At 59.3% G+C, this 14924-nt stretch carries 14 protein-coding genes and 1 pseudogene; 14 read left to right on the top strand and 1 reads right to left on the bottom strand.

Annotated elements, in window-relative coordinates; genetic code table 11:
* Positions 1 to 4 precede the first annotated feature (4 nt).
* The 7 genes from HPY67_09190 (at position 5) to HPY67_09160 (ending at position 8065) form a co-directional block, all read left to right on the top strand.
* Positions 5 to 559, top strand: coding sequence for a VPLPA-CTERM sorting domain-containing protein (locus HPY67_09190; GenBank protein ID NPV04892.1), 555 nt, complete (start codon positions 5 to 7; stop codon positions 557 to 559).
* 172 nt (positions 560 to 731) lie between these two features.
* A complete protein-coding gene (locus HPY67_09185) occupies positions 732 to 1346 on the top strand; it encodes a VPLPA-CTERM sorting domain-containing protein (GenBank protein NPV04891.1) in 615 nt (204 codons plus the stop codon).
* Between the two features lie 102 nt (positions 1347 to 1448).
* Positions 1449 to 2318, top strand: coding sequence for a hypothetical protein (locus HPY67_09180; protein NPV04890.1), 870 nt, complete (start codon positions 1449 to 1451; stop codon positions 2316 to 2318).
* A gap of 120 nt (positions 2319 to 2438) precedes the next feature.
* A complete protein-coding gene (locus HPY67_09175; protein NPV04889.1) occupies positions 2439 to 4076 on the top strand; it encodes a hypothetical protein in 1638 nt (545 codons plus the stop codon).
* 178 nt (positions 4077 to 4254) lie between these two features.
* Positions 4255 to 5919: a hypothetical protein gene (locus tag HPY67_09170; GenBank protein ID NPV04888.1), complete on the top strand. Its 1665-nt coding sequence runs from the start codon at positions 4255 to 4257 to the stop codon at positions 5917 to 5919.
* A 24-nt stretch (positions 5920 to 5943) separates the two neighbouring features.
* Positions 5944 to 6084 carry a VPLPA-CTERM sorting domain-containing protein gene (locus HPY67_09165; GenBank protein NPV04887.1) on the top strand — a complete coding sequence of 47 codons (141 nt, stop codon included), beginning with the start codon at positions 5944 to 5946 and terminating at the stop codon, positions 6082 to 6084.
* Positions 6085 to 6319: 235 nt separating this feature from the next.
* A complete protein-coding gene (locus tag HPY67_09160; GenBank protein ID NPV04886.1) occupies positions 6320 to 8065 on the top strand; it encodes a DUF362 domain-containing protein in 1746 nt (581 codons plus the stop codon).
* A 114-nt stretch (positions 8066 to 8179) separates the two neighbouring features.
* Here HPY67_09160 and HPY67_09155 read toward each other — a convergent pair whose 3' ends face one another.
* A complete protein-coding gene (locus HPY67_09155; GenBank protein NPV04885.1) occupies positions 8180 to 8578 on the bottom strand; it encodes a PEP-CTERM sorting domain-containing protein in 399 nt (132 codons plus the stop codon).
* A gap of 1266 nt (positions 8579 to 9844) precedes the next feature.
* Between HPY67_09155 and HPY67_09150 the strand changes: the two genes are divergently transcribed.
* The 7 genes and pseudogenes from HPY67_09150 to wecB all read left to right on the top strand — a co-directional run bounded on the left by HPY67_09150 (position 9845) and on the right by wecB (position 14912).
* Positions 9845 to 10027, top strand: a complete 183-nt coding sequence (locus HPY67_09150; protein ID NPV04884.1) for a hypothetical protein — start codon at positions 9845 to 9847, stop codon at positions 10025 to 10027.
* Between the two features lie 67 nt (positions 10028 to 10094).
* Positions 10095 to 10346: a CopG family transcriptional regulator gene (locus HPY67_09145; protein ID NPV04883.1), complete on the top strand. Its 252-nt coding sequence runs from the start codon at positions 10095 to 10097 to the stop codon at positions 10344 to 10346.
* 200 nt (positions 10347 to 10546) lie between these two features.
* A pseudogene (locus tag HPY67_09140) lies at positions 10547 to 11704 on the top strand (ATP-binding protein).
* A gap of 356 nt (positions 11705 to 12060) precedes the next feature.
* Complete coding sequence (locus tag HPY67_09135) at positions 12061 to 12300, top strand: hypothetical protein (GenBank protein NPV04882.1); 240 nt, start codon at positions 12061 to 12063, stop codon at positions 12298 to 12300.
* Positions 12300 to 12722, top strand: coding sequence for a type II toxin-antitoxin system VapC family toxin (locus tag HPY67_09130; protein ID NPV04881.1), 423 nt, complete (start codon positions 12300 to 12302; stop codon positions 12720 to 12722). The genes HPY67_09135 and HPY67_09130 overlap by 1 nt, the downstream gene beginning before the upstream one ends.
* 136 nt (positions 12723 to 12858) lie before the next feature.
* Positions 12859 to 13617 (top strand): YdcF family protein, encoded by a 759-nt coding sequence (locus HPY67_09125; GenBank protein NPV04880.1) that lies wholly within the window; start codon positions 12859 to 12861, stop codon positions 13615 to 13617.
* A gap of 173 nt (positions 13618 to 13790) precedes the next feature.
* Positions 13791 to 14912 (top strand): UDP-N-acetylglucosamine 2-epimerase (non-hydrolyzing), encoded by a 1122-nt coding sequence (wecB, locus tag HPY67_09120; protein ID NPV04879.1) that lies wholly within the window; start codon positions 13791 to 13793, stop codon positions 14910 to 14912.
* Positions 14913 to 14924 lie beyond the last annotated feature (12 nt).

The raw sequence follows: 14924 nt of genomic DNA, 5'->3' as shown, positions 1-14924 counted from the left end.
CGATATGAAGGCACGAAAACCTGCAGCAATCTTTATCATTGCTCTGATGTTGGTGTTAACCACAACGCCGGGTTTTTCGTCCACCGTGTATTTCGCTGTGGACAATACGTTGAATTTTGACCTGCTGGACGGGTTTGATCTCTTTACGTCCGTTGGTGTCAACCCTATCGAGCAACTGACCTTGTCCGTGAGGTATCAATCTGCCGGTGGTGCGGTACCGAACGACATCGTTATTCCTCCATCTACGACAATTAAAATGTGGGACATCATGCTGACGAACTACGGCGTTTATGGCGAAAAAGCAAATCCACTCAACCTGCAACCCGGGGTTGTCTTAATGCTGACGGGCACACCTACCTTCAGCCTCACAAATATTCAATTACTCAGCGATGATCATAGTTCTGGTTTCTACAACTTACCCTATCAAATCATCCAGACCGCTTATCTTGATGGAACGCTTTACACCGCGACGAATGCCGTCCCCATCCCCGCCGCCGCCTGGCTGCTGGGCAGCGGGCTGATCGGGCTCGTGGCCCTGCGCCGCCGGATGCGGAAGTAAATCCCCCCTCTTCCCCCTATGCAAAAGGGGGATGAAAGGGGGAATTGATGTAACTGAATACGCGTTTGCTTGAGATTCAACACTCGCTGTGCAGCGACAGCCGCACTGCGGAGAGCTTCCTTATTCGGACACGCTCTTCCAGAAAGCAGAAAGCCAACGGAGGAGAACTGACATGAAATATGCGTCCATCGCGGCCATCCTGGTCCTGTTCATGGCCGGGACGGCAACCGCCTCGACGGTCGACTTCAGGACATCGGCATTCAGCGGCGCCATGAACCAGCCGACATTTGCCGCCGGCATCGGCGGAAACACGGTCACCCTGACGGCCCTGCCGACGGGGGCCCGCATCTGGTGGGACAGCACCGACGGTCTCGGGGTGCGGTACAGTTACGAGAACGACGAGATCGAGGGCGTGGAGCGGCTCCGGATCGGTTTCGCCGCCCCGGTGCAGCTCTCGAGCGTGCTCCTGACGGATCTCTTCAACGAAAGCGGCTACCTCGAGCGGGGCGCCTACCAGTTGAACGGAACCGGCGCCTGGATCAGCTTCCAAGCACTGCCCGACCAGACGCCCGGGACGAACGGGGAACTGATGCTGATGATCGATTCCAGCGTCCCGGTGAGCAGCATCACGTTCCGTGCGCCGGGCTGGCTGCCACTGCTGAACCAGCGGCACGAGTTCTCCGTTGCAAAGATGGAGACCGCACCCGTCCCCATCCCCGGCGCGGTCTGGTTGTTAGGGACAGGGCTCTTGGGATTGGCAGCGATCCGTCGCCGCTTCAGGAAATAGAATCCTCCTCGTTCCCTCTTCAAGAAGGAACGACAAGAGGCTCCGGCACGAGAATGAATGGCAAGTGGATTCAACCTTAACGATAAACGGAGGGAGGAAGAAATGAAAAGAACAACAAAAAGAACAGGATGGTGCATTGCGGTGTCGGCGGTGTTTCTACTGTTTTCCAGTGGGACAGCACAGGCATATTCATTTACCGGCGTCTATTCACAGGACTTTAATTCTTTAGGAACGAGTGGCACCACACTGCCCAGCGGATGGAGCTTCTATTATTCCGACACCAGTGGCGGCGGTACTTGGAGTACGTACATACCGGCAACAGGTACGGGAAGTGTTCAAAGTATGACGTCTGCATCAAACCAGAGTGCAGCGTCAGCGATGCTCGACACAGGCATTGGTAGCACCACTTACAGTCAAAATCGATGGTATAACATCGCCCGTTCGACAGACACAGGCAACCGCGTGATATCCAGCTCGCCTGACACAAATGCCGGGGCGGCTTTCCAGCTTGAACTTACGAACAATACCGCCAGCGCTCTCAACCGGATCACTGTGAGCTACGATATCGTTAAGTTTCATAACGGCTGGGACAACTCATTGTCGTCGGAACCATCAGTTGAAACGCTCCCCGGTTATCAGCTTTTCTATTCGTTCAGCTTAGCCCCCAATGCTACATGGTACAATGTATCAGCCTTGAATCCTACGAGTGCAAATATCCCGCAAAACGGCACTCTCGGTAGTCTTGACTACAATGTATATTCGATTACCAATGCTGTTATAAATTTGAATTCAGCATGGAATGTGGGCACAAACTTGTACTTGCGGTGGGTGGATGACAACGCAATTGGCCTCAGGCCCGACCAGATCATAGGCATTGACAACGTCGTCATCACCCCCATCCCCGGTGCGGTGTGGCTGCTCGGGTCGGGGCTGCTGGGCCTGGTGGCCTTCCGCCGCCGTTTCAGGAAGTAACCGGCTCCTCCTTCCCTCTTCCCGATCAGGGGGATGAGGGGGTTTCGCGGGTTCTGTCCGGGCCGTGTTCGAATCAGAAAGACGTCTGCGGTCTGCATCGGGCCGCGAGGGGGTATACCCATGAGAGCTTCCAGATTCCTCACTTTCCTGTGTTCTTTTGTATGCCTCCTCGCCCTGTCTTCCGCACCCGGCCTGCTCTATGCGGCAACCCCTATCACCTTTACGGGAGAGGAGCTGCTCGGCAAGCCGACAAACACCTCCATCACGGTCAACATTGTTCCTGACTCGACCATCGAGTATCACTACCAGTACGGAACATCCCCGGGGGTTTATTCGGGACAGACGCCCAACCAGACAGCAGCCGCCGGCCAGCCCCACGAAGTCACGCTCACCGGGTTGACCGCCAACACGAGGTATTACTACCGGATGCGCTACCATGCACCCGGGGACGCGATGGATGACTGGGTGACACGCGCCGAACGTTCCTTCCATACGCAGCGCGCCCGGGGCAGCACCTACACGTTTACGATAACGTCCGATGCGCACGGCACGTTCAATCAGCAGGTGCTGCAACAAATCATTGCTGACCCGCCGGATTTCAATATCGACCTCGGTGACACCTTCTATACCGATAATACAACTTCACAAACTGCAGTGAACAATCGATATCTGCTATTCCGAGGTCAGTCGTACTTTGGTGCCATCGGTCATTCCGTTCCAATATTCCTTGCATCGGGGAATCACGAAAACGAAGAGGGCTGGAACCTGGATGACACGCCCTTCAGCATCGGCGTGGCGAGCATCCAGGCCAGAAAGGCGTACTACCCCACACCGGTGAACAACGGCTTCTATTCAGGAAACACGGACCCACTGGCCAGGATCGACGAGGCAACCTACGGCGACGAGCTGCGGGAGAACTACTATGCCTGGGAATGGGGCGATGCGCTGTTCGTGGTCATCGACCCGTTTCAGTATACGATGAATCTGCCTTACACTCCCGTGGCAGGTGAAGGATCCGACGACGCGGTTACGGGTGACCAGTGGAGCTGGACCCTGGGGGCCCAGCAGTTCAACTGGCTCAAGCAGGTGATTCAGAACAGCACCGCAAAATACAAGTTTGTTCTCTCACACCAGATGGTCGGCGGGATCCCGAACCTGTGGATCTCCGGAGCAGGCCCCGGATATGTGCGCGGAGGTGCCCAAGCAGCTGGGTATTTCGAGTGGGGCGGGAAAAACGCCAACGGGACGGAGGGTTTCGCGGATCATCGCGATGCGGACTTCTTCGGCACGCAGCCGATTCACCAGTTCATGGTTGAAAACGGCGTCAGCGCCTACTTCCACGGGCACGACCACCAGTATGTCTACGAGATGCGAAACGGAATCGTCTATCAGGCACTTCCCTCGGCAGGCGCGGCTTCGGCATTCAGCGGCGTTTATGTCGAAGGCGATCATGGCGATTATATTACGATCAGACGGTTGACCAGTGTGGGCCATCTGCGCATTTCCATCACGCCCACGCAAGCCATAGTCGATTATTATACCAGTGCCGGAACCATTGCCTACTCCTACACCATCGCCCCAAACGCCGCCCCCTGCCCGGGGGACCTCAACGGCGACCGGCAGGTGAACGCCGCGGATCTGGCCATCTTCGCCGCGAACTACGGCCTCAGCGGCAGCGGCGACTACAACGGCGACGGCGACGTGGACGGCCACGACCTGGCCACGCTGGTGGGCGCCTTCGGGACCACGTGCCCGTAGCTGCCTCACCGCACGCGATGCCGTCGGCGACGGATTGACTCTCTATCGGATCGACACGCGACACCCGGACACGTAAAACACCCTGACCGGGGCACATCCGCCGCCGGTTCTCAGATCGCTCCACACAGGTGACGGCAAACAGGTCTTTAACATCACGGGATGCCAAGGAGGGAACGCCATGAAAGCGCCGAGAGTCGCCAGTCTTCTGTGCGCTGCTGTCATGCTCATCGGTCTGTCGGCCGCGCCGCCGGAGCTGAACGCGCAGGTCAGCTTTACGGGGCCGGAGCTGCTGAGCAGGCCGACGGACACCTCCGTCACCGTGAACGTCGTTCTGAACGCGGCCCGGGACGTCTACGTCCAGTACGGCACATCCCCGGGCAGTTACACCGGTGCAACCGGGGTGTACAGAAGCACGGCCAACGTGCCCCTGAGCATCGTCATCAGCGGGCTGCTGCCGAACACGCAGTACTACTACCGCGTGGGGTACCGCTTTGACAGCGGGTACGCCTGGAACTACCGGTCGGAGCACTCGTTCCGAACCCAGAGGGCGCCGGGCAGCACGTTTACGTTCACGATTTCGTCGGATTCGCACCTGGGCCATACGTTCTCCGGGAACTCCCCAGACCGGTATCAGCGGACGACGCAGAACATCGCCGCGAACGGCCCGGACTTCCACATCGACCTGGGCGATGCCTTCATCATCAGCAGCGACCTCGGCGTGGACACCCAGGCGGAAGCCGACACGACCTACCTGAACCAGCGCCCCTACTTCGGCAATTTTAGCCACTCGGCGCCTGTTTTCCTTGCAATCGGCAACCACGAGAACGAGGAGGGCTGGAACCTCGACGATGTCAACAGCAAGGCCCTGTTCAGCATCAATGCCCGCAAGCGCTACTTCCCCAATCCGATCCCGAACGGGTTCTATTCCGGCAACACCGACCTCCTCGCGGCGATCACGGGCGACGACAAGCACCGCGAGGACTACTACGCCTGGACGTGGGGCGACGTGCTGTTCGTCGTCCTCGATCCCTTCCAGTACACGATGACCAAGCCCTACGGGAATGTCATCGGCTCGGGGGAAGACAATGACGAGGTCGTCAGCGGCGACCAGTGGAACTGGACCCTGGGGCTCCAGCAGTTCAACTGGTTCAAGCAGACCCTCCAGAACAGCACGGCAAAATACAAGTTCGTGTTCTCCCATCACGTCGTCGGCGGGCAATTGACGGTCTCGAACCCGGAGGCCGGTCCGCCCACCTACGTGCGCGGCGGCGCCGTGGCCGCCCCGTACTTCGAGTGGGGCGGGCAGAATTCGAGCGGCACGCCCGTGTTCGAGACGCAGCGTCCCGGATGGGGTGCGGACCCGATCCATCAGCTCATGCGCGACAACGGCGTGTCCGCCTTCTTCCACGGACACGATCATCAGTTCGTCCACGAGCTGCGGGACGGCATCGTTTACCAGCTGGTTCCCGCAGCGGGCATGACGGGGTACGGATTCGACCTCTACGACACGAGCCCCTACGTCGTCAGCGGGGGCAACCTGCCCAATGCGGGTCACGTGCGGGTCACGGTCACGCCGACCGCGGCGACCGTGGACTACATCCGCAGCTGCATCACGGGCGACGGCTGCACCAACGGGACGATTGCCCACACCTATACCATCGCCCCGAACGTCACCCCGTGCCCGGGGGATCTCAACGGGGACCGGCAGGTGAACGCCGCGGATCTGGCCATCTTCGCCGCGAACTACGGCCTCAGCGGCAGCGGCGACTACAACGGCGACGGCGACGTGGACGGCCACGACCTGGCCACGCTCGTGGGCGCCTTCGGGACGGTGTGCCCGTAAATAACAAGCAAAGGGTAAGGGAAGCTGAGGATCGAGAGGCGGGAAAACGTCATCTTCACCCTATCGGCCCCTGACACCCCCAATACTGTCCCCATCCCCGGTGCGTTCTGGCTGCTGGGCGCGGGTTTGCTCGGCCTTGCCGCACTCCGCAGGCGCTTCAAGTAATCGCCCGCACATGCCATTCGCGCCGGCCAAGGCAATGCGTTGATTCCGCCTGACGTGTTTCATCGTGTCGGCACGTTGATCTGCCGCAGGGGGGACAGCGTTACAGCCCTGCCGAAAGAGCTGCACCCGGCTGCCGGTCCTCCCCGGTCATCTTCATGCGAGGCAGGGGAGTTGAACGTTCGCCGTGCATGACAGGCGCTGCATGACCGCAAACGCGCGGCACAAGAGGCCGACCATGAACCGGACCGCTTCGAGATGGGCAAGAGTCCTGCTGCCCCTGTTCGGCTTCCTTTCCCTACTCTGGTTCCTGGTCCGGGTCATCCCCAAGCCCAGCCGCGCGACATATCCCTGCATGCGGGTGGCCTTCCCCGCGGCCTCGGCCTTCGTGGTGTGGCTCGTCGGGCTGGGGGCTTCCGCATCCCTGCTCTGCAAGGCCAGGAAGAGCCTCCGCGAATCCCGATTCCGCCTCGCGGGCGTGTGCACAGTCGCCGCCGCCGTCACGGCCTGGGCCGGCTTCAGCGGCAGCCTGACCCCGACGGCCTTCATGGGGCAGATCCCGCCCCTCTTTGCGCAGGCAACGCCCGACACGCCTAACGCACCTATCGGCACGGCAAAAGGCGTCAACCCCGGCCGCGTCGTCTGGGTGCACGACCCTGCGGCCACCGACTGGAACGGCCCGGGCGACGGGTACAGCTGGCAGCCCTCGCACACCAGCCAGGCCGTCGTCGACACGATGATGTCGAAGGCGGTTCGGTGGCTGGCCGGGCGACCCACGGATGCCGGGGCCTGGGACGCCCTGTTCCGCTACACCAATCTCCAGAAGGGCGCAGGCGACCGGGGCTACCAGGCCGGGGAAAAGATCGTGATCAAGCTCAACCTGACGCTCTGCTACGTGAGCAGCCAGAGCAACCCATCGAGCCGCTCCATCGTCGCCCTGAACCGTTACCCGAACAACGCCGGCATGACGAACCCGCAGCTCGTCCTCGCGCTCCTGCGGCAGCTGGTCAACGCCGCCGGGGTGAGCCAGGCCGACATCTTCGTGGGCGACCCCGTCAATTTCTTTCCCCAGGAGTGGTACGATTACCTGCATGCCGAGTTCCCCAATGTGGTGTACCTCGATCACTACCCCTTTGCCGGCCGCACCCAGGTGCAGCTCTCCGGCACCCCCTTCTACTGGAGCACGCCGGCCGCGGACGGCAAGGTGCAGGACTACCTGCCCCAGCCCTACGTGGATGCGGCCTACCTCATCGACTTCTCGGTGCTCAAAAGCCACGAAAGGGCGGGCATCACCCTCTCCGCCAAGAACCACTTCGGTTCTCTCGTCCGCTCCCCGGTGGGTGATCTGCGGGGCGTGCACTACAATTACTACGATCTGCACACGAACATCGAGGGCAATCAGCCCGGCCGCGGCCGGTACCGCACCCTGGTCGACCTGATGGGGCACGAGGGCATCGGCCGCAAGACGCTTCTTTACCTGGTCGATGCCCTGTACGGCGGCAAGGGCTGGAGCGGCACGCCCTACAGGTGGAACATGCCGCCCTTCAACGGCGATTGGCCCTCGAGTCTCTTCGCCTCGCAGGACCCGGTGGCCATCGATTCGGTCGGGTTCGACTTCCTCCTGGCCGAATGGCCCGCGGAGGTCTCGGTCTGGGACGGTCTCGCCCAAGACTACCTGCACGAGGCCGCCCTGGCCGACAGTCCCCCGTCGGGAACCGTCTACGACCCGGAGAGAGACGGGACGAGGATGGCCAGCCTGGGCGTCCACGAGCACTGGGACAATGTCACCAACAAGCAGTACACCCGCAACCTGGGCACGGGAGCCGGCATTGAGCTGATTTCTTCGATTACCCTTGCCGCCCGGGGCGATTTCGACGGAGACTGCGACGTGGACGGAAGCGACCTGGCGTCGCTGATCGCCGACCCCGGTCGGCTAGGCATCCCTGCCTTCGCCGCAAACTTCGGGAAAAGCACCTGCCCCTAGAGGATCGGAAGACGTTCAAAGCAGCAGACCGGGACCAGGCCCGACGGCCCTCAACGAAAAAGGCAGAGCCAATCGGTTCTGCCTTTCATGCCTTCCCCTTACGAGTGGCACACCCTACTTTCGGAACCGTCCGATGCCGGCCACGCCGATCAGGCCCAGGCCCAGAAGCAGAAGTGTCGTGGGCTCAGGAACGGCGTGCGGCTGGGTCACGGGCGCAACAGGGTAAAAACCCGGGAAGCCGGGATACCGGGCCTCCCAACGATACTTGCCCGCGTACTGCCACGCGCCCGGGCCCATGTTCTGATAGAATGCCCAATGCTGCCCCGGTGCAGGCGGCGCAGAGACGTTCCGCCAGTAGTAGAAACTGAACGTGCCGCCCATGTCCTTCGTCATCCCGCAGGGGCCCCACGCGGTCGGCTTGAAATCGGCGTCACCGGGCGTGAGAATCGCCCAGGCCGCCGGAACGCAAAGCAACAGGGCCGCCAGGACAGCCAACACCATGACCTTTCTCATACGTCACCTCCCCCCCTTTTTGGTCTGTCATTTCCGTTCTTTTGGTTGCACAGAATGCGCCAAAATCGCAACCATATGATTTTATTGACCAATTCCGGAAAGCAGTCTGTTGGCCATCCCCCAAAAGTGTAAAGGCTCTTTACAGTCTGAAGGCGAAGGAAAGCCGCGCATGCGCCAACTATTTGTTTTTACCAATCAATTCATCCATCCCCAATCCGTAAAGAGATCTGTCATCGGGCCTGCCGGATCGCCCCCCCCGCGTCGCGGCCGCGCATGCATTTCACAGGCCCAAAGAAAATTTTCCCGAAAAAACGTCAATCTAGTACTTTTGTCGTATGCGGCATAGAAGACGGGCCGGGCTCACCGGCGGGACCTCTTCACAGAGAAGCCTGCCTGGGCTACGGGAGACGACCGGGCCCGGCATGACCCGCGGACATGCAGACGCAAGGAAAGCCATCTCCGGGCGCCCTGCCTTTTCTCGTGGCCGGGAACACGGCCATCTACAGAATGCCGGGATCACCCGGGCCGGGCTACGGATTTTGCAACGAACCGCCACCGCAACCTCCCTTTTTTGATGCCGCCCGCCGACAGCCCCGCCCTCTCCTGTTCCCTCTCACCCAAAACATAACACCGAAAACCTAAAACAGTCGTAAATTATTAAATTTACGGAATATTCCATATTGACATCGATGCCGGATTTCGCTACAGAAGTTGACGGATTTGCAGGTTTTTTGCATAAGATGCAAGGATTCAGAAAGCCCGGGCATCCCATGAGAAACAGCCCGGCGGCAGGGGGTACCCGAGCCATCCGGCATGGCGCATTCACCACCCCGACCACCCCGTCGATTCAGAATGCCTCGTGCCCTTCTGTAATCGAGAGGGCGAAGCTTTGTGCAGTCTCTTCTTAAAACGTAATTCCCGCGTAACGCTATCTTTGATGCAATCAAGCGCCACGGGAGACAGAAGCCCGAGCGACAGGGCCTTGAGAATACAACAATCACGCGAGTGCAGAAAGAAGGCCGTGTCCCGACTTTTCAGGGAAGCGGCGAAAGGCAAGCGCATGTCCACCCGTGAAATCGTCACGGCCCTGCAACACGACAGGAACAGGAAGAATTTACGCAAATACCAGCCCCTGGCCCTACCCGGATGCCGAGGACATGCCCATGGAGCCCTTCAAGAACGCCGGCGGGATGACGGCAAGGTTCGCTTGAACTTCTTTGTTGAGTAATACATGTTGCATATTTGTTTAATAAATGTATAATTGACATGACTTTTGAGTGGGACGCGCAGAAAAGCATCTCGAACCGGAAAAAGCACGGTATCGATTTCAAGAAAGCCCGGTGCCTCTGGCTCGACGATGATCGGGTTGAAGTCCACATGACCTTTCCGTTGGAAGAACGAGGGGCACTGATTGCTGCAGTCGAAGGCAAGATTTGGACAGCCATCTAAACCATGCGGGGAGATGCCATCCGAATCATATCCGTGCGGCGAGCGCGGCCCAGGGTGGTAAGGCTTTATGAAGACAAAACGGCCGGCGAAGACCGCTTCGGAATTCGATGAGCGCTTTGACCGGGGAGAGGACCTCCACGACCTCGCAGACCTGTCGAAGGCCGCCATCACCCGGCCCGGCAGAAAGATACGCATTACGCTCGATATCCCCGAATCGCTCGTGCGGGACATTGATGCCGTGCGTGAGCGCATCGGCGTGGACCGGGGGGCGCTCATCAAGGTCTGGCTGCATGAGAGGGTCGCACAGGAAAAAGCCTGAACCCTAATCGCGCAAAACATAAAACGCAACATACCGCTCAGCGGCCGTACTAACCAACCGATTTTCTTACCTAAAACCTAGAACGTAAAACCTAAAACGGCCCAAAGGGCTTTCGTAAAACCCTAAACCTTCTCAATCGAACCCCTAACTACCTTGAATATCCCGCTTGACATGCGGGAATTTCAAGGTACTATACGGGAATGATTCCACGACCGGCTGCCACCGAAGCGATCAGAACCGCTCTGGCCAGGAGCCGCATCGTCGCCCTTCTCGGCCCCCGCCAGTGCGGCAAGACGACGCTTGCCCGGCAGTTCGTCGCTCCGGAGTCGGCCAATTACTTCGATCTGGAAGACCCCGTCAGCCTGGCGCGCCTGGACGAGGCCATGACGGCGCTTCGAAGCCTGACGGGGCTTGTGGTCATCGACGAGATCCAGCGGCGACCCGAGCTGTTCCCGATCCTCCGCGTTCTGGCGGACCGCGATCCCCTGCCGTCACGGTTTCTCATCCTGGGAAGCGCCTCTCCCGCGCTTCTCCGCCAGTCGTCGGAATCTCTTGCCGGCCGGCTGGAGACGGTCCGCATCGGCGGGCTGACGCTCGCGGATGTGGGCATGCCGGACCACTAGAAGCACTGGCTGCGGGGCGGGCTTCCCCTCTCCTTCCTGGCCGCGAGTGAGACTGACAGCCTGGCATGGCGGAAGAATTTCATCCAGACCTTCCTGGACCGGGACATCCCGCAACTCGGCATCGGCACGCCTGCGCCGACGCTCTTCCGTTTCTGGACCATGCTGGCTCACTTCCACGGCCAGATCTGGAATGCCGCCGAGCCCGCCCGGTCGCTGGGCGTGAACGAATCCACCGTGCGCCGCTACCTCGACCTGCTCGAGGGTGTCTTCATGGTGCGCCGGCTCCCCCCGTGGCATGCGAATCTCAAGAAGCGGCAGGTCAAATCGCCCAAGATCTATTTCCGGGACAGCGGACTCCTGCACCACCTCCTGGGGATCCGCACCCGGGACGATCTCCTCTCCCATCCCAAGTGCGGCGCGTCATGGGAAGGCTACGTCATAGAAAACCTGCTCGCGGGCGTCCAGCCCGACGAGGCATACTTCTGGGCCACCTACGCCGGAGCCGGAATCGACCTCCTGCTCTTCAAGGGCGGGCGCCGCTGCGGGGTCGAGATCAAGCGGGCCGACGCGCCCCGCCTGACCCCGTCCATGCGGTCGGCGATGACGGACCTGGGCCTCGACCGGCTCCTCGTCGTCTATCCCGGAGACCGGGGCTACAAGCTTGCCGACGCGATCGAGGTGATCCCCTTGTCCGCACTGGCTGCAGAAAGCGCATCTTTCCTCGGCGGACTTTAATCACATGATCCCTTGCGCTCCGCGCAGCGGCCTTACTAACGAACTGTTTTCTTCCCTAAAACGTAACACGTAAAACCTAAAACGGGTTTTGAACCAACGAACTGCCTCACTAACGAACTGCTTTTTTCCCCAACACGGTCTTTTGAACCAGCGAACGAATGAACTAACGAACTAAGGAACTGTCTTTTTCCCTAAAATCCAACACGTAAAACCTAACACGCCGCGAAGAGGTAACGTAAAACGCCACGCAACGGGCGAATTAACGAACCGTTTCTATCTGCGACAATCCACCCTTGTCGTCTCCCTAAGTATGGTGTATGATATATACATATGATTAGTGTATATCGGAGGTGCGTATGAGCTCCACCGCGAAAAGAATCAACTTTCTCATCGACGAGAGCGTGAGCCGGGATCTGGTGGAACTCGTTCCTGCGGGTAAAAGAAGCCAGATCGTCAATGAGGCATTGCGGAAGGAACTGGATCTCATCCGCAGACAAAAAGCCATCAGCCGTCTCGTGAAGAGTGCCTCGAGAGGTAAGCGCCTGTCTACCCGGGAAATCGTCTCTGCCCTTGAATCGGATCGGAGCAAGCATTGATGACGACATACGTGGTCGATGCCTCGGTGATCCTGAAGTGGGTGCTCGGAGACGAGAGGGAGGCGGACCAGGAACGCGCCATGGCGCTGCTCCATGCATGGGGTGAGGGCCGATGCGAACTGGCGGCCCCCTGTCTCTGGGTGTACGAAACCGGCAACATCCTGGGCCGCCTGCTCGATAAGGCGGCGCAGGAGAAAATGGAAATGCTATTGAATCTTGGCATCCAAAAAATCGAACCGACGCCGGGCATGACCAAGATGATCTTCTCCTGGATGACCAAGAATGCCGTCACGTTTTACGATGCCGCCTACCTGGCAGCAGCATATGACCGCGATGCCATTCTCGTGACAGCCGACCGGGCCTTTGCCCGAAAAATGGAGAGAGAAGAAAAGATCTGCTTGCTCCAGGATCTGAAACTGTAAGCTGGTCCGATTCCTTTTTCTTATTCTCCGCGTAATACCTGAAACATATGATACGCACCCCTGCAGCGCGATGACCTACTAATAGAACCAATCGAAATGACGAACTGTCTTCCCGAACTAACGAACCAATCAACTAATGAACCGTTTTTTATTTCTGATCCTCTGCCTTCTTATCCTGGCAATTCTGGCAATCATCCAAGCCCCGGCGTTCCTGGTCGTCTCCGACCCGCCCGCCAAATCCGACGCGGCCATCCTCTTCCTGGGCGGCGAGAAGGGCACGCGGGAGAAGGAAGCCAGGCAGCTCGTCACGGAGGGCTGGGCCGAATACCTCATCATCCCGGCCCGCAGCCAGGTCCAGAAACTCGACCCCTCCGGCAAGTTCATTCGCCTTGATCTGAAACATTCTTTTTCCAATCTGAACCAAAGAACTAACGAACTAACGAACCAACGAACTGACGTACATCTTCCCCTAAAACCTAAAACGAGCGACAGCGAGCGAACTAACGAACTAACCAAACTAAGGAACTGGGTCGTTGAGGACACCCACGAGGAGACCCTGATCGCCCGCGACCTGATGGAGCGCATGGGCCTCAAATCGGCCATCCTCGTCAGCTCCCCCTACCACATGCGGCGGATCCAGCTGATCGCCCGCAGGGTCTTCGATACGCAAACTGACTCGCCCTCGAAAACAGACAACACTTCCCTCCCCTCGCGGGAGGGACAGAGGGAGGGGGCAGAGAAAGCGCACGGAAACGAATTCACACTCACTCACGTGCCGACCCGCTACGAAACGAAAAGCGAGGGCTTCTGGCTATTCAACAGCTACGACCGGAGATTCATCCTGTCCGAATATGCAAAGATTGCATGGTTTCTTCTCTATGCGCCTTTTGTTTGATGCCATGCGCCCGGCATCGCCGTCTTTGCCCAATACGCGCAAAAGTTATCGAACTAACGAACTCAATAACTGAGGACCCAATGAACCGCCTTCGTGAACTAACCAACTAATGAACTAACGAACTGTATTTCTTACCTAACACCTAAAACGTAAAACCTAACACGGTCATATCATTGAAAAAGCTCATCCACCTCATCGCGGCCGCCAGGCCCAACTTCATGAAGATCGCCCCGCTCTACCACGCGCTCAGGCGCGAAGAATGGGCCGAGCCCCTCATCGTGCACACCGGCCAGCACTACGACGTCAACATGTCCGATGCTTTCTTCAGGGACCTCATGCTGCCCGAGCCGCACCATCACCTCGGCGTGGGCAGCGGCACGCACGCCGAGCAGACGGGCCGGGTCATGATCGCCTACGAGAGGCTCCTCATGGAGAGGCGGCCCGACCTCGTCGTCGTGGTGGGCGACGTAAACTCCACGGCCGCCTGCACCCTGGCGGCGGTCAAGCTGGGCGTCAGGACGGCACACCTCGAGGCGGGCCTTCGCTCCTTCGACCGCACCATGCCCGAGGAGATCAACCGCATCGTGACGGACAGCATCGCCGACATCCTCTGGACCCCGTCGCCGGATGCCGACGAGAACCTCCTGCGCGAAGGGATCCCGAAGGAGAGAATCGAGCGCGTCGGCAACATCATGATCGACTCGCTGGAGATGATGCGGCCCCGGATCATGGCGGAAAACGCCGTTGCGAAATACGGGCTGAAAAACGGCGCCTACGGCATCGTCACCCTGCATCGGCCGGCAAACGTCGACCACCCGGAAACGCTGGGAAGGCTCTGCGATGCCCTGAAGCGCATCGCGGCCGAGTTGCCCCTGATCTTCCCCGTGCACCCGCGCACGCGCAAGAACCTCGAGGCCTTCGGCCTCCTTGCCGGCCTCGCGGCAAGCCCCGGCATTCACCTCGACGAGCCGCTCAGCTACATCCCCTTCATGAACCTCGTGTTCAACTGCCGGCTGGCCATTACCGACTCGGGCGGCATCCAGGAGGAGACCACCTATCTCGGCATCCCCTGCCTGACGCTCCGGCCCAACACGGAGCGGCCGATCACGGTGACACAGGGGACCAACAGGCTGTGCACGCCGGAGGGCCTTTCGACGAAAGCGCAAGAAGCGATTGCCGGAGTAAAAAAGACCAGCGCACCGGAACTGTGGGATGGAAAGACAACTGAACGATTAACCCTTAAAATCTTTCAAATTTTGTTAATGGAACAAAATCGAAAAACAAATTTATCATAATCCTAATTTACT

The sequence above is a fragment of the Syntrophaceae bacterium genome, from assembly GCA_013177795.1.
GTDB lineage: Bacteria > Desulfobacterota > Syntrophia > Syntrophales > UBA2192 > UBA2192.
This window is presented reverse-complemented; position numbering and strand designations above follow the sequence as displayed.